This window comes from Balneicella halophila (assembly GCF_003096835.1).
Lineage (GTDB): Bacteria > Bacteroidota > Bacteroidia > Bacteroidales > Balneicellaceae > Balneicella > Balneicella halophila.
The window spans coordinates 196,055-216,521 of sequence record NZ_QENZ01000003.1; the positions used below are offsets into that span (position 1 = coordinate 196,055).

At 36.4% G+C, this 20,467-nt stretch carries 21 protein-coding genes; 10 read left to right on the forward strand and 11 right to left on the reverse strand.

Annotated elements, in window-relative coordinates; translation table 11 throughout:
- Positions 1–51: 51 nt before the first annotated feature.
- Genes C7377_RS00955 through cydB form a run of 3 tightly spaced genes read left to right on the forward strand, consistent with a single transcriptional unit; the run spans position 52 to position 3,021 of the window.
- Positions 52–279, forward strand: coding sequence for a DUF4492 domain-containing protein (locus C7377_RS00955; RefSeq protein ID WP_116495472.1), 228 nt, complete (start codon positions 52–54; stop codon positions 277–279).
- Positions 280–322: 43 nt separating this feature from the next.
- Positions 323–1,882: a cytochrome ubiquinol oxidase subunit I gene (locus C7377_RS00960; RefSeq protein ID WP_116495473.1), complete on the forward strand. Its 1,560-nt coding sequence runs from the start codon at positions 323–325 to the stop codon at positions 1,880–1,882.
- Positions 1,883–1,884: 2 nt separating this feature from the next.
- Positions 1,885–3,021: a cytochrome d ubiquinol oxidase subunit II gene (gene cydB, locus C7377_RS00965; protein WP_116495474.1), complete on the forward strand. Its 1,137-nt coding sequence runs from the start codon at positions 1,885–1,887 to the stop codon at positions 3,019–3,021.
- Positions 3,022–3,250: 229 nt separating this feature from the next.
- On the opposite strand, the gene C7377_RS00970 is transcribed toward cydB, so the two are convergent.
- The 4 genes from C7377_RS00970 to C7377_RS00985 are packed head-to-tail and all read right to left on the reverse strand — an operon-like array spanning position 3,251 to position 6,189.
- Positions 3,251–3,718, reverse strand: coding sequence for a CYTH domain-containing protein (locus C7377_RS00970; RefSeq protein WP_116495475.1), 468 nt, complete (start codon positions 3,716–3,718; stop codon positions 3,251–3,253).
- A 1-nt stretch (position 3,719) separates the two neighbouring features.
- Positions 3,720–4,496: a type III pantothenate kinase gene (locus tag C7377_RS00975; RefSeq protein ID WP_116495476.1), complete on the reverse strand. Its 777-nt coding sequence runs from the start codon at positions 4,494–4,496 to the stop codon at positions 3,720–3,722.
- Positions 4,497–4,510: 14 nt separating this feature from the next.
- On the reverse strand, positions 4,511–5,464 hold the full coding sequence (locus C7377_RS00980; RefSeq protein ID WP_116495477.1) for an NAD(P)-dependent oxidoreductase: 954 nt from the start codon (positions 5,462–5,464) through the stop codon (positions 4,511–4,513).
- 14 nt (positions 5,465–5,478) lie between these two features.
- Complete coding sequence (locus C7377_RS00985) at positions 5,479–6,189, reverse strand: 16S rRNA (uracil(1498)-N(3))-methyltransferase (protein WP_116495478.1); 711 nt, start codon at positions 6,187–6,189, stop codon at positions 5,479–5,481.
- Between the two features lie 132 nt (positions 6,190–6,321).
- Here C7377_RS00985 and C7377_RS00990 point away from each other — a divergent pair, with 132 nt between their 5' ends.
- The gene (locus C7377_RS00990; protein ID WP_116495479.1) at positions 6,322–6,660 is read left to right on the forward strand and encodes a DUF6249 domain-containing protein; all 339 of its coding nucleotides are present in this window, start codon (positions 6,322–6,324) and stop codon (positions 6,658–6,660) included.
- Between the two features lie 26 nt (positions 6,661–6,686).
- Here C7377_RS00990 and C7377_RS00995 read toward each other — a convergent pair whose 3' ends face one another.
- The 5 genes from C7377_RS00995 to C7377_RS01015 are packed head-to-tail and all read right to left on the reverse strand — an operon-like array spanning position 6,687 to position 10,183.
- A complete protein-coding gene (locus C7377_RS00995) occupies positions 6,687–7,151 on the reverse strand; it encodes a DUF4268 domain-containing protein (RefSeq protein ID WP_116495480.1) in 465 nt (154 codons plus the stop codon).
- Between the two features lie 36 nt (positions 7,152–7,187).
- Positions 7,188–8,057, reverse strand: coding sequence for a DMT family transporter (locus C7377_RS01000; protein WP_116495481.1), 870 nt, complete (start codon positions 8,055–8,057; stop codon positions 7,188–7,190).
- A gap of 4 nt (positions 8,058–8,061) precedes the next feature.
- Positions 8,062–8,475, reverse strand: a complete 414-nt coding sequence (locus tag C7377_RS01005; protein WP_133241445.1) for a Fur family transcriptional regulator — start codon at positions 8,473–8,475, stop codon at positions 8,062–8,064.
- A complete protein-coding gene (gldE, locus tag C7377_RS01010; protein ID WP_207778378.1) occupies positions 8,456–9,733 on the reverse strand; it encodes a gliding motility-associated protein GldE in 1,278 nt (425 codons plus the stop codon). The genes C7377_RS01005 and gldE overlap by 20 nt, the downstream gene beginning before the upstream one ends.
- A gap of 39 nt (positions 9,734–9,772) precedes the next feature.
- Positions 9,773–10,183, reverse strand: a complete 411-nt coding sequence (locus tag C7377_RS01015) for a single-stranded DNA-binding protein (RefSeq protein ID WP_116495483.1) — start codon at positions 10,181–10,183, stop codon at positions 9,773–9,775.
- A 210-nt stretch (positions 10,184–10,393) separates the two neighbouring features.
- Between C7377_RS01015 and C7377_RS01020 the strand changes: the two genes are divergently transcribed.
- Both C7377_RS01020 and C7377_RS01025 read left to right on the forward strand, forming a co-directional pair.
- Positions 10,394–10,672: an HU family DNA-binding protein gene (locus C7377_RS01020; protein WP_116495484.1), complete on the forward strand. Its 279-nt coding sequence runs from the start codon at positions 10,394–10,396 to the stop codon at positions 10,670–10,672.
- A 200-nt stretch (positions 10,673–10,872) separates the two neighbouring features.
- The gene (locus C7377_RS01025; RefSeq protein WP_116495485.1) at positions 10,873–12,411 is read left to right on the forward strand and encodes an Rne/Rng family ribonuclease; all 1,539 of its coding nucleotides are present in this window, start codon (positions 10,873–10,875) and stop codon (positions 12,409–12,411) included.
- A 199-nt stretch (positions 12,412–12,610) separates the two neighbouring features.
- Here C7377_RS01025 and C7377_RS01030 read toward each other — a convergent pair whose 3' ends face one another.
- Both C7377_RS01030 and C7377_RS01035 read right to left on the reverse strand, forming a co-directional pair.
- Positions 12,611–13,855: an aminotransferase class I/II-fold pyridoxal phosphate-dependent enzyme gene (locus tag C7377_RS01030; protein ID WP_116495486.1), complete on the reverse strand. Its 1,245-nt coding sequence runs from the start codon at positions 13,853–13,855 to the stop codon at positions 12,611–12,613.
- A 140-nt stretch (positions 13,856–13,995) separates the two neighbouring features.
- Complete coding sequence (locus tag C7377_RS01035) at positions 13,996–16,302, reverse strand: inorganic phosphate transporter (protein WP_116495487.1); 2,307 nt, start codon at positions 16,300–16,302, stop codon at positions 13,996–13,998.
- A 206-nt stretch (positions 16,303–16,508) separates the two neighbouring features.
- On the opposite strand from C7377_RS01035, the gene C7377_RS01040 reads away from it, so the two are divergent.
- The 4 genes from C7377_RS01040 to C7377_RS01055 all read left to right on the forward strand — a co-directional run bounded on the left by C7377_RS01040 (position 16,509) and on the right by C7377_RS01055 (position 20,399).
- On the forward strand, positions 16,509–17,720 hold the full coding sequence (locus tag C7377_RS01040; protein WP_116495488.1) for an OmpP1/FadL family transporter: 1,212 nt from the start codon (positions 16,509–16,511) through the stop codon (positions 17,718–17,720).
- A 29-nt stretch (positions 17,721–17,749) separates the two neighbouring features.
- A complete protein-coding gene (locus C7377_RS01045) occupies positions 17,750–19,243 on the forward strand; it encodes an SGNH/GDSL hydrolase family protein (protein WP_116495489.1) in 1,494 nt (497 codons plus the stop codon).
- A 200-nt stretch (positions 19,244–19,443) separates the two neighbouring features.
- Complete coding sequence (dcd, locus tag C7377_RS01050) at positions 19,444–19,962, forward strand: dCTP deaminase (protein WP_116495490.1); 519 nt, start codon at positions 19,444–19,446, stop codon at positions 19,960–19,962.
- A 68-nt stretch (positions 19,963–20,030) separates the two neighbouring features.
- Positions 20,031–20,399 (forward strand): hypothetical protein, encoded by a 369-nt coding sequence (locus C7377_RS01055; protein WP_116495491.1) that lies wholly within the window; start codon positions 20,031–20,033, stop codon positions 20,397–20,399.
- The last annotated feature ends 68 nt before the right edge of the window (positions 20,400–20,467 follow it).

Here is a 20,467-nt window from a genome sequence, read left to right on the forward strand (position 1 = left end):
CGTATTTTTATAAATTTGTTTTCTACAAACATAGTTAATAGCTACTTTTAAATGGATAAAAAACCGAATATTGGTGCACGAATCGTGAACTTTTACATAGACGGATTTAAAAATATGGGAAAAACAGGCAAGCAATTATGGCTGTTAATACTCATCAAACTGTTTATCATGTTTGCAATATGGAGATTGGTTTTTTTCCCTAATGTATTGAAAACAGACTTTGATAGTGATGAGGAAAGAAGCGAACATGTAATAGAACAACTTACTAACCCTGAATAAGAGATAATTAACCTAAGCAATATTAACCTAAAACAATTTATCTATGATTGAACAATTTGACAGTTCAGCAGTTGATTGGTCCAGGGCACAATTTGCACTTACAGCAATGTACCATTGGATATTCGTTCCGCTTACTTTAGGTTTAGCGTTTATCATCGCCTTTATGGAGACGATATACTATAAAACTAAAAACCCGGAATGGAAAAGTATCACAAAATTTTGGATGACCATTTTCGGAATCAATTTCGCCATCGGTGTTGCCACCGGTATTATTCTGGAGTTCCAATTTGGGACAAACTGGTCTAGTTACTCATGGTTTGTTGGAGACATTTTTGGTGCTCCACTCGCTATTGAAGGGATTATGGCTTTCTTTATGGAGTCAACCTTTATTGCCATCATGTTTTTTGGATGGAATAAAGTAAGTCCTAAATTTCACTTAACAGCAACCTGGCTTACAGCCCTCGGAGCTAATCTTTCAGCACTATGGATATTAGTAGCTAATGGATGGATGCAGGCTCCTGTAGGCATGAAATTTAATCCAGAAACAGCTCGTAATGAGATGGAAAGCTTTTGGGATATAGTTTTATCACCTACTGCTGTTCATAAATTTATTCATACCATTACCTCTTCTTATACCTTAGCTGCAGTAGTCGTAGTTGGTATTAGTGCTTGGTATCTTTTAAAGGGTCGTCATTTATTGATGGCTAAGCGAAGTATCGTTGTCGGCTCAGTGTTTGGATTATTAAGCATCCTTTTCACTATTTTATCAGGTGATGGATCGGCTACTGCTGTAGCAAAACATCAACCTATGAAGTTGGCAGCTATGGAAGGATATTATGAAGGTTCAACTAATGCAGGAGTCATTGCGATTGGTGCATTATCATCAGATCCAGTAGATCCTAAGTATCCAGAAGTCAATGATTTTCTCTTCAAAGCTGAAATCCCCGGAATCATTTCCTTTTTAGCATTTAATGATTTTGATGCTTTTGTTCCTGGAGTAAAAGACATTATGGAAGGATATACAGATCATGAAGGCAATGTAGTTTTACCTGTAAAAGAACGTGCTGAAAGAGGATTGATAGCTAGAAATGCTTTAAAAGACTTCACTAAAGCTAAGAAAGAAGGTAATGAAGAAGCAATGGCTACAAACCTAAAGCTTTTAGAAGAAAATTATGAGCATTTTGGTTACAGCTATTTCATCGATAATCCTAATGGTATAATTCCAAATATTCCTATCACATTTTACAGTTTCCATATTATGGTCATATTAGGATTTTGGTTTCTGCTGTTATTTCTGCTCTTCCTTTGGATGGCAAGTAAAAACAAGCTGACTAACTCAAGATTATTATTACGTTTAGGTATTATTACTATACCTCTTGCTTATGTAGCTAGTCAGGCTGGCTGGGTTGTTGCAGAGCTAGGTCGCCAACCTTGGGTAGTTCAAGACCTAATGCCTACTATGGCTGCAGTCTCAAAGGTAAGTGCTAGTTCTATCCAGATTACTTTCTGGATGTTCGTTGTCGTATTCACAGCCTTACTCATTGCGGAGTTGAAAATTTTGTTTAAACAAATCCATATTGGACCTAAAGAAGGAGGACACTAATTATGTTTGAATCATTATCACATTTAGCATTACAACAATATTGGTGGTGTATTATCGCACTACTTGGAGCTCTCCTAGTATTTTTAATGTTTGTACAAGGCGGACAGACTTTAATACATACTTTAGGAAAAAATGATCTGGAACAAAAGATGATTATCAATGCACTAGGTCGCAAGTGGGAATTTACTTTTACAACCTTAGTGACATTTGGAGGGGCTTTCTTTGCATCGTTTCCGCTATTTTATGCAACCAGTTTTGGTGGGGCATATTGGGTTTGGATTGTCATTTTGTTTGCCTTCATCGTACAGGCTGTATCTTATCAATATCGCTCAAAACCAAACAATCTTTATGGAAAGGGATTTTATGAAGCGATGCTTGTTATTAACGGTGTGCTTGGAACAATTCTAATTGGAACTGCTGTAGCTACATTTTTTACAGGTTCTGAATTTAGTCTTGATGAAGTTACTCGCCAAGTACAGTGGCAAGGACCTGCTTATGGTTTAGAAGCTGTGCTTAATCCTTTAAATCCAATTTTAGGAATAGCGGTATTTTTCCTTGCAAGGGTATTAGCCATTCTTTTCTTTATGAATACTATTGATAATGAAAATATCTTTAGAAGAGCTAAGAAAAGACTCGTTCCTGAGGCAGGATTATTCTTAGTATTTTTCCTTACATTCTTAATTTGGGTACTATTAAAGGACGGCTTTGCTGTAAATCCTGAAACTAAGGAGGTTTATATGGAGCCTTACAAATACTTTAATAACTTACTAGCGATGCCTGTAAATACAATCATTTTGCTAGTAGGAGTAGTTTTAGTTCTTTGGGGAATTATTTCTTCGATTATTAAAGACTCGCGCAAAGGAATATGGTTTGCTGGTTCTGGTACTGTCTTAACAGTATTTGCATTATTTATCCTTGCAGGATTTAATAATACAGCATTTTACCCATCAACCTATGACTTACAAGCTTCTTTAACTATTGAGAATTCATCGTCAAGTCATTTTACACTTACTGCAATGAGTTACGTATCGCTAATGGTGCCATTTGTAGTAGCATATATATGGTATGCATGGAAAGCACTTACCAGCAAGCGAATTACTGAAGAAGAAATGACGGATGGTTCTTCTCACGCTTATTAACCTTAAAACTTAAGAAATAATGGAACATTTAACAGAAATTTGTTGGTACCTTTCTTGGCCAGTGTTTATATACGTAAGCTACTTGTTAGCCAAGTTTACTTTGAAAAAATTCAAATTATACGAATAATAAGAACGGAGGGCGATATGAAAGTGTCGCCTTCTTTTTTGTTATTAAGTTACTGAAAGCCCTTTTTTATCGCTCAGATATTGTGAAGTATATTCAAAATCGTTACTCCCAGGTATTGAAAGGATTTTGAGAAATAAACGAATTTCTATAACGAAAATCATGAGTAACTTCTTCTCCTAACCAATTGGGCAATGCGAATGCTTCCTCTTCACTTTTAAGCTCCAATTCTGCCACAAATAGCCCCTTATTTTCTCCTATAAACTCGTCGACTTCCCAGCGTTTGCCTTCAAACCACACAATATGCCGATATTTCTCCATCTTATTCCCACAAAGATTGGTCAGCATTTCTTGGGCATCAGTGAGAGGAATTTCATACTCATATTCATATCGGGTAAAATTTACCGATTTGCTTTTAATTGTAATATAGCCAGTATCTTCTATAATTCTAACACGAACTGTAGCCATAAAAGGTCCTTCAATATAACCTTGTTGATATAAATGTTTTTCAGATGCATCCTTCTTGAAAGAATCATCTTTGACCAAAAACTTTCGTTCTATTTCAATTCCCATATTATTTCCCTAAAACTAATTCACCTATTATTCGTATGCCTTTTAAAGTAAGATCAGGCTCTCTTTCTGTAAACACGTCTTTTAGCAAAGGATACATCACTACACTCAACCCTCCTGTCGCAATCACATTCAAATTATCATCCCCAATTTCTTTCTTCATGTCATTTACAAGTGAAGCTATTAGTCCTTTATATCCTAGAACCACACCTGCCTGTATGGCGTGTACGGTGTTTGTTCCTAATACTGATGGTGGTGCTTCTATATTTACATGGGGCAACTGTGCTGTCTTTTGTGAAAGTGCACTCATTGCAGTCTTCAATCCCGGACAAATAGTGACCCCTAAAATTTTCCCTCTGCCATCAACGGCTAAACAAGTTAATGCTGTACCCATATCTACCACAATAGAACCACCGTCATAGCACTCACTTACCATGGTTGCATTAGCAACTAAATCCGATCCGATTTGGTATGGATTGCGGATTTCTATAGGCAATTTATTGTATATTTTTGGAGCGATGACTAGCGGATCAACCCCAAAAAGATTACCTATCATATTTCTCATTGCAAAATTCAATGAGGGTACCACACTACTGATAACTACCCTTGAAATGGAATCGATCTTTATATTTCGACTTGCTAAGAAAGTCCTGAAAATGGCTTCGTATTCGTCTGATGTTTTATTTACCACCGTATGAACACGCCACATATCAATGAGCTTATCCTTATCGAATAATCCAAAAACTACATTAGAATTTCCTATATCTATGGCTAATAGCATATCTTGAGAATGATTTAGTTTACAACATTTTGAGGTTTGCCTTCAAAGAAAGCAATAATATTTTCTGCCGCTTCTTTACCCGTCAGAATTCTATCTTCAAAAGTAGCACTACCTGTATGTGGAGTTAATGTTACGTTTGGCAAATCCAATAAAGCTTCTGGAATATGCGGTTCTTCTTCAAAAACATCTAAACCTGCCCCTGCAATTCTTCCTCGTTCCAATGCCTCAATCAATGCGCTTTCATCCACCACAGGTCCACGTGCAGTATTTACCAAAAATGCTGATTCTTTCATCATCTTTAAAGCTTTTTCATCAATCAAGTGATGTGTCTCATCTGTGAGGGGGACATTTAAACTTACAGCATCAGAGGTTTTTAGCAATTCTTTCAAGGAAACATACTTCGCTTCATATTTATCCTCAATAGATTTCTTTAATTGATTTCTATTATGATAAACCACCTCCATTCCAAAAGCTAAAGCTCTACGAGCAATTGCTTGCCCTATATTTCCCATGCCGATAATACCCAATCGCTTGCCTACTAGAGTATTTCCTAGATTTTCCATGATTCCCCATTTAAAGTCAGGGTCGTGTCGCAAACCTAAATTGACTCCAGAGATATTCCGCATCGTTGCCAAAAGCAAGCCAAAAGCCAATTCAGCTGTGGGCTCACATACGGACACCGGTGTATTAGTTACGGCAATATCTTTATCACGAGCTACTTTAATATCTATATTATTAAAGCCAACTCCATAGTTACTTATGATTTTTAAGTTTTTCCCTGCTTGGATGATTTCTTTGTCAACCTCTCTAACAAAAACTGCTAACAAAGCATCATATTCGGGAAGTTTCTCTATTAATTCCTCTTTGGTAAAATACGTCTTTTCAGGAAAATCTACCTGAAACCCTTTTTCTTCAAGAATAGCTAATCCTTTCTTAGGTATGTCATAGGTTACTAAAACTTTCTTCATGAGTATTTTAATTTTTAAAAATTCAACTGATAAATCGAACTGCAAGCGACTACAGCAGCAGTTTCTGTTCTTAATCGACTATTTCCAAGATGAATGCTCTGAAATCCTTTATTAATAGCATATTGGATTTCTTCTTTTGAAAAATCACCTTCCGGACCTATCATTATGGTTGCCTCTTTCCCTTTCTCATAGCTTGCTACAAGGCTTTCCCGAGAAAACTCTGTATCACAGTGGGCAAGATATAAAAGCCCTTTCTGCTCTTTCGTCACAAATTCATTGAACATGGTCATTTCAACTAGTATTGGCAAATAGGCTTTTTGTGATTGTTTCATCGCCGCTACCAATATTTTTTCGAGTCTTGCAAGATTAACATTTCTGCGTTCTGAATGAGATGTAAGTATGGGTGTTATAGTGCTGACACCTATTTCAGTAGCTTTCTCTAACAACCATTTGTACCTATTGATGTTTTTGGTAGGTGCTATTGCCATATGCAATTTATATGGTTGCTTCCGTTTTTCTGGCGCTTCATCAAAAGTAACAATACACTTTTTCCCCTCAATAGAATTGATGCGGGACTTTATGAGATATCCTTTCCCATTGGTCAAGAGTAGAGAATCTCCCTCTCGCATTCGTAACACACGGATAGCATGTTTTGCTTCTTCTTGAGGCAAGATGTGTTCTTTATTTTCTAGGTCTATGTCTGGGAGATAAAATATTGCATCCATTACTTACAAAGCTACAAAAAAACAATATCTTCGTGGAACGGATTGCAAAAAATATGAATAGATAGTCTTTTTTGTAACCTATTTGTCACTAACTGCGTCTTAATAGACAAGAAACCAATAAAAATAGATAAAATGGAAGTGTTTTTAGTTTTTTTAGGCATAGCAACAATAGTAGGCGTGTCAAAATATTTCAGCTACAAGAAGCAATTATTAGATCGTGTTGCATTAAACCCTGATGATGTTAAATTAGTAGGACAAATGAACATGGGGAATGAAGCACTACGCTTTGGATTATTATTCATAGGCATAGCTTTAGGGATTATCATCGGTGCAATACTTACAAAGCTAAATCTTTTTAATGATGAACTTTTTGCCTATCTCACAGGGATATTCCTTTGTGGCGGTTTAGGGTTAGTGGTAGGCTACCTTTTAGAAAGCAAAAAGAAAGATAAGAATAGCCCCAATGAATAAATGAGCATTCCAATAGTGTATTTATCCTATTGGAGCTCTTTAATTTCTACTTTGAGAACGTCTTTTATCTCCAAAAAGGCGTTTTCTAATTTAGTCATATATACTATGAAAAAGTTGTGGATTTCATCCCAATACTTCTGTTGCAGATAATCTACATTATCAAGCTTGTAATAAACAGATGGCATTCCCGATAATTCTTCTAATGCTCCATACTTGTCCCAAACTGGAGGTTCTTCAGCTATATCAGCTATTACCCGATGATATTGCTGTAAAATATCATAAATCCACTCTCTTTTTTCTAAAGATGAAGAATAACATTGCAATACTACAAGTGCAACATCGCGACTAATCTCAAACTTCAGTTGAATTCCCCTAATCCCAGTGTTTTTTAAAACCCACGAATGTCTTTTCCCAAAAGCTCTTTTGCTTTTATATTTCAACTGTTGCCAAAACTGTTCTGTTATCAGCGCTTTTTCCTCCTTTGAAAACATTTTTCACTTTTAATTATATAAAATCACTTTCTCTAATTATCCAAAGATAGGTTTCTTTTTGAAAGTAGCTGCAATACCTAGTAGAATGAGACAACCACCCATGACCATTTGTAAAGTAATATGTTCATCTAAAAAGACTACTGCTAAAAGTGCAGTAACTAAAGCTTGTGAAAGCATACTCAATGATACTCGGGTAGGTCGCATATGCTTCATTGAAAAGCCCAATAATAACCAAGCAGCCAATTGACAAAGTAAGCCTTGTACTAAAAAAGAACTCCAAGCTTGAGTATTATAACCAAAAAATTGTTCTCCAAATCTAATGTTTAGGAACAAAAGATAAACACTGGCAGCTAAGGTGCTGTATGCCATAAAAGGAATGACTTCTACTTTCTCTAAGGTATATTTACTTACTAAAAAGTAGCATGCATAGAATATTCCTGATAAAACCGCCAAGCCAAATGCCATATCAAAGGACAAATTGATGAAAACAGTGTAGCCTATCAAAATGACTAAGCCTATGAGCGCTAAAACAACCCCCACCCAGAAATTGGAGGCTGGTCTTATTTTCAGAAACACCAATGAAAATATGCCTACCCAAAGTGGTGAAAGGTTGGTGAGCAAGGTCGCTTGTGTTGCAGTAGATGATTGTATCGCAATATTCCAGACGGTAATGTCTGAAGCGAAAATTAAGCCACAAAGACATGAGAGTAAGAAATATTTTATCGAAGTCACTTTATATTGACCTGTAAAAAGGGCATAAGGAACTAAAATACACGCAGCTATCGCCATCCTATAAAAGGCAGATATCAGACCAGATGCTAATTCCATCTTTATCAAGATAGGAAATACTGAAACTAAAATGATTCCTAAAAAAAGAGCCAATCGAACTTTAACTATTTGTGTCATAATCTTAAGAGGAACATTTAGGACATACGCCGGATAGCGTCAATAAAACGTCACTTACTTTATAATTTTTTGGAAAATCTTGCAATGGAATGTTAGTCTCTGGAAGGCAATGCGTTTCTCCACATTTCTGACAAGTAAAATGGGGATGCACGTGATGCTGGTGTTCTGCATGCTCGCAGAGCGCATATTTCGTTTGTCCATCAGGCAATAGCACTGAATGAATAATATGATTGTCTAAAAAAGTCTTAATCGTACGGTAAATAGTCACTTTATCAGCATTAGGAAGTGCCTCTTCCATATCTTGCAAACTTTTGGCTTCGTTATTTTTCAGAAGCTCTTCCGCTACCAAAATCCTTGTCGGAGTTGGTTTTACACGTTTTTTCTCAAGTAATCTCTCACTAATCTTCACTTTTCTCATCAATTATAACCTCTATTTGCTTAATCCTTCGCTCTCCAAAAGCTGTAGGTATAAAAGTAAACCCTTTATAGATAATCTTTTCATCCTTAGCCGGGAAGGCTCCCTTTAGTTCTAAAAGTAATCCTGCTAAACTGTCTGCCTCCATATCTTCTTCCAATAAATAACCTTCATCTAAGCCCATAATTTCTTCAAAATCATCAATTGGTGTTTTCCCCTCAAAGGCATATTTTTTTGGTCCTTTTTTGCTATACCATTTTTCTTCTTCGTCATACTCATCGGTAATTTCGCCAACCACTTCCTCCAAAACATCTTCTAATGTAATAATTCCGGAAGACCCTCCGTATTCGTCAATTACAATAGCCATATGCATCTTCTTGGTCTGGAAGTCTTGCAATAAATCATTGATTTTTTTATTCTCCGGCACAAAATAGGGTTGCCTTATCAGCGTCTGCCAACGAAAGCTTGCAGGTTTATCTATATGTGGCAATAAGTCTTTGACATAGAGCACACCTCTGACATCATCGAAAGTCTTCACAAAAACTGGAATACGCGAAAAACCTGAATCTATAATTACAGCCTTGAGTTTAGTAAAAGTGGTGTTAATTTCTACAGCAACCACATCCATTCGCGAGCGCATGACCTCCTCAGCATTGATGTTGGCAAAGCGAACGATGCCTTCAAGCATATCGCGTTCCTCTTCTATTTCATCAGATGCAATCTCAATAGCATGTGACAACTCATCTAATGAGACTGAGCCATCTTTTTTCACCTTTTTCTCAAACATTTTCAATGAGCGAATAAAAATACTCGCCAAGGGATAAAAAAGTTTCTCTAAAAAACGAATAGTTCGAGCCATAAAACTCGCAAATAGTACTGGCTTTTTATTAGCATATACTTTAGGAATAATCTCACCAAAAAGCAAGATAAGCGAACTTATCGCTATTATCTCAATCAGTAAACGAAGTGTAGCTGTTGCATTCGGAAATGTAAAAAGCTGATCCGAAATATATTTGGATAGAACAACAATCCCAATGTTTACAAAGTTATTTGCAATAAATATCGTCGCAATCAGTCGACTGGGATTTTCCAAAAGACGACGTACGATATCGTGTTTGCTTAAAGGATCATCTTGCTCTATCCTTTTCTTATCCTTAGAATAGATTGCGAAAAAGGCAACCTCAGAACCTGAAATGAGTGCTGAACAAATTAGTAGAATTGCTAATATTACAATAATAATTGCCATTCCAGTATTTACCATGGATATAGAAAATATTCGTATTTCTTTATGAAAACTGCGTTAAAAAGGTAAATCATCAGCGTCATCAAGTTCAGGAGCAATATCTTGTTGCTTCTTTTCTTCTTGTTGAGAACTATTATCATCTTTGCGCGATAGCATCTTCATTGAATCTGCTACAATTTCAGTAGTATAGCGCTTGTTGCCCTCTTTATCATCCCATGAGCGAGTACGTAGTCTCCCCTCAATGTACAGTTGCATACCCTTTTTTACATATTTCTCTGTAATTTCAGCCAACCCTCTCCAAAGTACAATGTTGTGCCATTCTGTTTGTGTTATACGCTCACCGTTTTTATTCTTATAGGTTTCACTTGTGGCTAAACGAACAGTTGCTACTGCTGTACCGCCTTCTAAATAACGCACTTCTGGGTCTATCCCTACATTTCCAACTAAAATTACTTTGTTTACTGACATCTCATTAATTATTTTGATTATTCTGTAAAGATACTATTTTTATACAAATTATTAATAAACAGCTCCTACAGATGCAGTACCCTACTTAACTGTGTTTTGCAACTACTTTTTTTCTTTTATATCTCTCACTACTTGGCAATTATGTATTTATGTTATATCTTTGTGTCCGAGTTTTCAATTTTTGAATAAAAATATATAATATAATACATTATGACTAAGGCAGATATAATCAATCAAATATCAAAGGAAACAGGTATTGAGAAGGTTGCAGTGCAAAAGACCATTGAAGGTTTTATGGATGTGGTAAAAGACTCATTAGAAAAGGGAAATAATGTTTACCTAAGAGGATTTGGAAGTTTTATTGTAAAGGAAAGAGCCGAAAAAACAGCTCGTAATATTTCTAAAAACACTTCTATTATTATTCCAGCACACAATATTCCTGCTTTCAAGCCTTCAAAGAGTTTTGTAAATAGAGTTAAAAACAAATAAATAAAGAATTATGCCAAACGGAAAAAAAAGAAAAAGACATAAGATGTCAACACACAAGCGTAAAAAAAGATTACGTAGAAACAGACATAAAAGTAAAAAATAGTCTATTGGCTTAAAAACGATGGATTATTTATGAATTTTGAGCCCGGGCAGTACGAGTTACTTTGTTCGGGTTATTTATTTAATAGAAGATATGTGTAGTGAGTAAAGAATTAGTTATAGATGTACAATCTGATGAAATTCACATTGCACTCCTAAAAGATAAGAAGCTTCAAGAGCTCAATCAAGAAAAAAAGGACAATCAGTTCGCTGTAGGGGATATTTACCTTGCTAGGGTAAAAAAACTTATGCCCTCACTTAATGCTTGCTTTGTAGAAGTAGGCTTTGAAAAAGCAGGTTTTCTCCACTATTTAGACTTAGGAGGACAATTTAATTCTATCAACAAGTTTTTGAAGATAGTACAGAAAAACAAAAACACACTTTCCCATCTTTCGAAGATGCAGCTTTTGCCTGACATTAGTAAAGATGGAAAGATTAGTGAAGCGGTAAGTGAAGGACAACAACTTTTAGTGCAAATAGCCAAAGAACCTATTTCAACTAAAGGACCTAGACTTACCAGCGAAATTTCTATTGCAGGGAGACATCTCGTATTGATTCCCTGTGGTAATAAAGTTTCTATTTCCCAGAAAATAGATTCAGCAGAAGAGAGAAAACGTCTTAAAAATCTCTTAGAAAGTATCACACCTCGTAATTATGGTATTATCGTACGTACGGTCGCCGAAGGGAAAACGGCATCAGTACTGGATAAAGAGCTAAGAGGATTGGTAAAAAAGTTCGAAAATTCATTGATGGATATTTCAGCTTCAACGAAGGCGCCCAAGCTAGTACTCAGTGAAATAAACCGTACAGAAACCATCCTCCGTGATATTTTGGACGATTCTATTGAAGGAATCTATGTGAATGACAGAGAGACCTACTATGATGTCAAAGATTATATTCAAGGCATCGCTCCAGAGATGGAGAAAGTGGTAAAACGAGAAAAAGGCGATATCCCTATTTTTGAAAAATATGATATCAACAGCCAACTTAAAAAAGGATTTGGACGTACCGTCTCCTTTGGAAAGCAAGGCTATTTGGTTATTGAGCATACCGAAGCTTGCCACGTGATTGATGTAAATAGCGGTAACCGTACTAAAGCGACTGACCAAGAAACGAATGCGCTGAATACCAATATGGCAGCAGCCGAAGAAATTGCTAGACAATTACGACTGCGTGATATGGGTGGAATCATCGTCGTGGACTTTATTGATATGAATGACAGTCAGCACCGTCAGAAACTTCATTCAACGATGAAAGAAGCCATGAGCGGTGATAGAGCACGACATAACATATTGCCTCTCAGCAAGTTCGGACTGATGCAAATTACCCGTCAACGAGTGCGTCCTGTACAAAAAATTGATGTGCGTGAGGCATGCCCCACATGTAAGGGCACTGGAAAAATAGAGCCTACGATATCCATCGTAGATGATATCCAAAACAAAATAGAGCAAAGTCCATTAAAAAATATTATTCTGCAAGTACACCCATTTATTGAAGCGTATTTGAATAGAGGATTTTGGAAAACAATACGGAAAGAATGGCAAAAGAAATACAATAAAAAGATTGTATGCCAAGCTCTTAGTACATTAGATATCAGCAGTTTCAATATTATTGATCCTAACGAGATCAAGAAGAAGTAACACAATAAAAATTTTGAGAGAGAAAGAGATACCGATGCTATATAGTGTCGGTATTTTTTTAGGTTTTAAATAAAAGGTTCATTTAAAATACTTTACTCATTCTCACATTAAATAAGAAATTAGCTTTTGCAAACCAAATCTTACAAAAAAGCCTCTAAACAAAATGCTTAGAGGCTTAGACTATATTGCTAAGAAATATTTATTCTACAGCGGCAAAACTCTTATCATTATAAAAGCCTGATGCTAATTTCTCGCTCACCTCTTTGAAGCATTTAACCGTGTAGTCCACATCCTCTATGGTATGTGCTGCAGTAGGTATTAGGCGTAATAACAATTCGCCTTTCGGAATTACCGGATAGACCACAATAGAGCAGAAAATTCCATAATTTTCTCGTAAATCCATCGTTACTTGGGTTCCTTCATTTACACTACCAGAAAGATAAACCGGAGTAACAGGTGATTCTGTATGTCCAATATTCAATCCAGCTTCTTTCAATCCATTCTGTAAGGCTTTAGCAATCGTCCAAAGTTGGTCTTTTAATTCAGGCTTAGAACGCAACAAATCCAAACGCTTTAAGGCACCTTCTACCATTGGCATTGGCAGTGATTTGGCAAATATCTGTGAACGTAGTGTATAGCGTAGGAAATTACAAACCTCTTCACTACAAGCGATGAAAGCACCAATTCCTGCCATAGATTTAGCGAAAGTCGCAAAGTGTAAATCTACTCCGTCTTCTACACCAAAGTGCTCAATAGTTCCAGCACCGGTCTTACCCATTGTACCAAAACCATGCGCATCATCCACTAACAAACGGAAATCAAATTCTTTTTTCAACGCACAAATTTCATCCAATTTACCTAAGTCGCCAGCCATTCCAAATACACCTTCGGTAATAACAAGAACAGCTCCTTTTTGCTTTTCAGCCAAAGCTGTAGCACGTTTCAACTGCTTCTTAAGGTTCTCCATATCATTATGTGGAAATACATAGCGTTTTCCCATATGCAATCTAACTCCATCAAGAATACAAGCATGTGATTCTGAATCATAGACAATGACATCATGACGGTCTACCATGGCATCAATTATAGATACCATTCCTTGGTAACCAAAGTTCAATAGGTATGCATCTTCTTTCCCTACAAACTCAGCTAACTCGCCTTCCAACTTCTCATGCAGACTGGTTTGTCCACTCATCATGCGCGACCCCATTGGATAGGCAAGTCCCCATTTCTCAGCACCTTCAGCATCTGCTTTACGTACCTCAGGGTGATTCGCTAATCCTAAGTAATTATTTATACTCCATGTTAAAAGCTCTTTCCCTCTAAACTTCATTCTTGGAGCAATTTCTCCTTCTAGTTTTGGGAATGCATAATAACCATGGGCTTGGCTGGCATATTGTCCAATATTGCCTTTTCTTGTTTTAATTCGTTCGAATAAATCCACTTTATTTTAATTTTTTAGATTTAGAGATGCAAAGATACTCATTATTAAATAATAATAGAAATGCTAAAAAGCATCACTTATAAAAAAGAAATAGAGAACCCCCAACTAAGAGATTCTCTACTTCTTCCTTTATACAATTATCACTTATTTAATTCATCTTCGAAAGCTTCACTACTTGCAATAAAGAAATCTCGTAATGATTTCACTACGTTACCTGTCTGTAAGACTAAGTTCTTTGTTTCATTGAGTATTGACAAGTACAACATAGAGTTTCTCGTACCAACGATATTCTTTTTAATTCTCTTTATTTGTTTTTTACGTATCTGGGTAAGATAAGCAAGAATCTTTTCTTGTCTATCTTGCACAATTTCAAGTTCTTCATCATCTAAAATATTAGGCGAATTTGAAGCTAGTATTTTCACATCTTCGTACAGCTCATGAATTAAAGCACCTAGTTCACGAAGTTCATCTGCTTGCTCCTCATTAAATGGCTTATGATTGTTTGCTAAGTACTGTTTCATCGGATCTACTATAAATGAAATAGAATGTCCAATCTCCCTCAAATAGTCAGCTACTTGTACATAATGATTACCCGTCTCTAAAGAAACAGCATTCAAATCGTGTATCACGTGGTGAACGTTGTCTCTTAAGCCTTTCGCCTTTCTATCAACCGAACCGGCTTTTTCAGTGACTTTCTTCAACATCTTTAAATCTTCCTGAACGAATGCCTTTACTGACCGTCCATAAATATCAGAAATATGTTTTAAGATCGATGAGATATCTCGAGTTGCCTTAGCTATAAATTCTTCTTTGTTAGCTACAGCTACAGCTAAGTCCTCCATCGCTAATACTTCATCACTAGTATTTTTCTTAAAGAAAATTCCATATATAATAATACCTCCGGCGATCAGTGCTAAAACTATTACTACTATCAGCATTCCTAATTCACCACCAAATGCTTGACCTAGATGAATAATATAAGCTATAAGTGCTGAAGCTGAAAATGCTACTAAAGCTGTTAAAAACCATCCTCCAATAACGTTTACTACACCAGCAATTCGATACACAGCACTTTCTCTATTCCAAGCTCTATCTGCTAGCGAGGTACCCATTGCAACCATAAACGTAACATAAGTCGTAGAAAGTGGTAATTTTAGTGAAGTACCTATTGAAATAAGTATTCCGGCTACAACAAGGTTTACAGAAGCTCTAATCAAATCAAATGCCGGCTCCTTCTCCATTTCTTCCTTGCTTAAATTCCTATTCTTCTGCTCGAATCTGTTTTCCATTTTATCCAGAACAGTATCTGGCACTGCTTTTTTGATAGCTCCGCCCATACCAATAGAGATACGAACAACCCCCCTAGAAAATGCATTCGGATGAAAACGCTCAGTACCATCACCTTGTCTTGATAGGTTAACCCCAGTAGCAACTACAGCTCGTGCCTTTTTAGAAAACCATAAAGTCAGTACCATTACCCCCCCAGCTAATATCAAAAATAATGTTGGCGTCGGTACTTTCCCTGCTAGTCCTTCCATCGAAAACTCTGATGCTGGAACACCTGAAGCTACCCATTGCTCAAAAGACTGAAAAGCAGCTATAGGCACACCAATAAAGTTCACCAAGTCGTTACCCGCAAATGCCATAGCTAAAGAAAATGTACCTATGAGAATGATAAATTTTAAAATATTAAAATGGAAAAGCTTATACAGCAGTTGACAAATCACTGTAACAGCAATAAAACTGACGACAATCCCAATAAATAGATAATTGTCTAATATGTGTTTTACATCCCCATAAAAAGGAGTTCCTTTAATACCTTTTATAATAATGAAGTATAAAATTGCAGTGATAGCAAACCCACCAAATAAGGCTCCAAAGTAAGGAACATTCTTTTCAAATTGAAACGAGAAAAGTAAACGGGAAAGATACTGAACTATCGCACCGATAGAAAAGGCGAATACTACAGAAAGCAAAATACCACTAATAATCATCAAGGCTTTTCCTGTGTTGATAAACTCACCGAGTTGCTCAATATAAATGGCGTCTGAATTATTAATCTTAATCAAAGCCATAGCTACCGATGCACCTAATAATTCAAACACAATAGAAACGGTCGTAGATGTAGGTAAGCCTAATGTGTTAAATAAATCTAACAACAGCACATCAGTAATCATTACTGCCATAAATAGGATGATAATTTCATCAAACTGAAACATTCCTGGCATGAAAACACCTTTTCTTGCAACTTCCATCATACCACTCGATGATACTGACCCTGCCAAGACTCCAACGCTAGCAACAATCATAATCACTCGCATTGTATAAGCTTTTGATCCTATGGCAGAATTCAAGAAGTTTACCGCGTCATTACTTACTCCAACTATAAGGTCTGTTATCGCTAAGATGAACAATACCCCAATCATAATCATATAGTAGCTTTCCATAGTGCTATTGTTAGTTTACTAAATTTTCGTCCAAAAATACAAAACAGTTGACGGCTTCATATTAAGGAAATGTTAAGACACAACCAGGAAAAGCCGAACTTAACATTGAATTTACATTTCGTCTTAGGAGTCCAGAAATAGGTCTTTAAAGTATTTTAGTATCTTTACGGCTACTAAACCAACTATAATTACTTAAAGATTTTAACATGAAAAAAGTATTTTTATTCGTATTTTTCTGTTTTGCAGTCTCTTACACCTATGCTGGTGGCTATGGTGTATCATTACAAAGTCAGAAATTTTTAGGAATGGCTCATGCCGGTACAGGATTGTATCTAGATGGCAGTGCTATCTTTTTTAATCCTGGAGCACTAGCCCAGCAACAAAACAAGTGGGAATTTACCTTTGGTGGAAATGCCCTTTTTGCGAAAGGATATTATCAAAATCCGGAAACAAGAGCAAAAAGCGAAACAGATAATCCGGTAGGTACGCCAATTGAGTTTTATGCTTCATACAAGATTAATCAAAAATTAACCGCAGGAGTTGGATTTTATACTCCATTTGGAAGTGGCATCGAATGGCCAGAAGGTTGGGAAGGTCGCGCATTGATTACCAATATAGAACTTAAAACGTATTTTGTACAACCCACACTGTCTTATGCTATCAATGATTGGTTGAGTGTAGGTGCTGGTCTAGTTATCGTAATGGGTGAAGAGGTGGTTGAAAAAGATATTCCTGCGATAAACGGACATCTGAAATTAGAAGGTAAAGCTAATCCTTCTTATGGATATAATTTAGGAGTTTATTTACAGCCTACAGAAAAGCTTAGTTTAGGAATCAATTATCGCTCTAAAATAGACGTGACTGTGGATAATGGAGACGCTATTTTTACAGTGCCTTCTGCCTTAGCAGGAAGTTCATTTATAACCAATGACACTTTCAGTGCTTCCCTTCCAATGATTTCCTCGCTTAACTTAGGTGTTGCCTACAGAATCAATCCGCAATTAACGATTGCTGGTGATGTAAATTTTAACAATTGGAGTGAGTATGAGCAACTTCTTTTTGAATTTAATGAAAATACTCATTTAATCAAAGTTCAAGAAAGGAACTATAAGAACTCAATAACTGGTCGTATCGGTGCGCAATACTTAGTCAATGATCGGTTGACAGCCCGAGCAGGATTTTATTATGACCCCACGCCAGTGCGTGAAAATTTCTTCTCTCCTGAGACACCGAGTATGAACAACTTAGGATTTACTATGGGAGGATCTTTCCAAGCGTCAAAAAGATTGGGAATTGATTTCTCCCTGTTAATCATCAACGGACAAGAACGCCGAGTTGGCTACAAAGCAGACAATTTCTGGGGAGACTTTCGCTCTTTTGCAATTTCTCCAGGTATAGGAGTCACCTATAGTTTCTAAATTCCAAACAATTTTATAAAAAATACAATATGAAAAAGATATTAATCTACTTAAGTATCATCTTAGGAACACTATTGATAACATCTTGTGATTTTTCAGATGATGTACAAGATATACAGACACAGTCAGGCAGTGCAGATTTTACAACTTACGTTGCACTTGGGAATTCATTATCCGCAGGATTTCAGGATGGAGCATTATATAAAGAAGGACAGATAAATTCTTACCCAGCAATGATTGCCCAAGGCATGGAGCTCTCTTATGAGTTCACTCAACCACTTATGGCTGATGACTTAGGAGGAATTCCAATGATCGGAGTGCCTAACAAAAGGATTCTCGCTAAAACAGCCAATGGGTTATTCCCGGTAACAGCTGAAGGAACTGGTGCCACCACAATTGCTAATATATACAACGATGGTCCATACTATAATTTAGCTGTTCCTGGAGCTAAAGTTGCCCATTTATTAGCCCCTGGATATGGAAATCCTGTGAATCTACTAACCGGGACAGCCAATCCATACTATGTCCGCTTTGCCTCAACAACGAATAGCTCAGTTATTGAAGACGCTCTAAAATTGAATCCAACGTTCTTTTCCTTATGGATAGGTAATAATGATATCCTTGGATTTGCCACTAGCGGTGGTGATGGTAGTGAGCCTATGACTGCAGAAATAGCATTTGCGCAATACTATGAAATGTTAGTCCAGAAACTCACAGCTAATGGAGCTAAAGGAGTCGTAGCTAATATCCCATTTGTAAGTTCTATCCCATTTTTCAATACCGTCCCCAATAATGCATTAGCATTAGATGCTGAAACGGCACAAAGCTTGACGAGTTTCTTCGCTGCAGTGCAAGGTATATTTACCCAAGTACTTATGGGGCAAGGAGTCCCAGCAGAACAGGCTCAAGCTTTAGCTTCACAATATGGCATTGCATTTACAGAAGGTGAAAATCGATTTCTAATTCAAACTGAAAAGACACAAGCCAATCCTTTAGGTTTTCGTCAAATGTCTGAAGATGAACTTCTATTACTCACTATTGACCAAACTGCTATGAAAACAGAAGGATATGGCAGTGTTAGCCTATCAGCGGAAGTAATGGCTGTACTGGGGAAATTAGGAGCAGGGCAACAGCTATCACCTGAAGAAGCACAAAAGGTTTTGGATGCAGTAAATCCAATCCACGATAAAGATGCACTTGATGTAGAAGAGCTCGCTTTGATTAAAAACAGTACTGATGCCTTCAACACGACAATTAAAAACATTGCAGAAATTAATGAGTTAGCTCTTTTCGATGCTAATGCTCTGATGCAAGACCTAGCCACTAACGGCTTACACATAAAGGGAGTTTCTTACAATTCTACGTTTGTAACTGGTGGCGTCTTTTCCTTAGATGGCATACATCCTAACCAAAGAGGATATGGTATCATAGCTAATGGATTTATAAAAGCTATCAATAAGAAGTATGATGCTAACCTGCCAGAGGTCGATCCAAACAAGTATAAAGGCATAGAATATCCTTAATAACATTGTTTAACAACCATTATAACGACTTAACAATATGAACGCTTACTTTTGTAAGTGAAGGTAAAAAGTTAGTTTTTTTCATAGTTTAAGTATTTAGTTAATTTAAAAGAAGGCAGTCTGAAAAAGATTGCCTTTCTTTTTGACTCAAGAAAAAATGATATCTTTACCCAGAATTTTTAACTGACAGCAACGAAGCTATGATTCTATCTGGTAAAGAAATCCAAAAAAGAATAGGAGACGACATTATTATAGAACCTTACTCTCCTACTCAAATAAACCCAAACAGTTACAACCTCCGCTTAGCCAATGAACTGTTAGTATACGATGAGTCAATTTTGGATATGAAGGAAAAGCACAATGCCAGTAAAATCATTATTCCAGAAGAGGGTTTACTGCTTGAACCTAATAAACTTTATCTTGGCAGAACTTTAGAATATACAGAGACACACAATCTTGTTCCCATGCTTGAAGGCCGTTCCTCTATTGGAAGGTTAGGCATGAGTATCCATGTAACCGCAGGTTTTGGTGATGTGGGTTTTAAGGGATTTTGGACCTTAGAAATATTCTGCATTCAACCCGTTCGTATCTATCCTAATGTGGAAATCTGTCAGATATATTATCATAGTATATTGGGAGAAACAGACGAATACAAAAGCGGGAAATATCAAAATAATAAAAGCATTCAAACCAGTATGCTGTACAAAGACTTTGAATAATATGTCTTAATATACCTACTATTAGGTATTGTCTCATATTTAGATTCAGTCTACTTTTGCGCCTATAAATGAGAGTAGCTGTAATAAATATACTTAGAAAGGCACTAGCATTCACGCTATTAGGAATCATATTACTGTTTGCAGTAAGTAAATCCTCTTATACGCACTCGCATATTTTAGCTGATGGCACTGTAATAACACATGCTCATCCTTATGATAAAGGAAGTGATAAAGAACCTTTTAAAACACATCATCACAATTATTTTGAGTTTCTAATTTTTAAAACATTTAGTTTCTTAAATGCGTCTATTCTTATATTCTCTTCATTAATTATCCTGAAGAGCTATACTTCATATTTCCCATTTCCAGAAAATTTTGACTACTCTGTTTTTTGGAGATACTGTCCAGGTCGGGCGCCCCCTATAGTTATTAGCTAAAATACAAATTACATAAAACCTCGCGAAAGCTATTAGCTGTAATTTCCATATTGGCTTTCGCAGGAAAT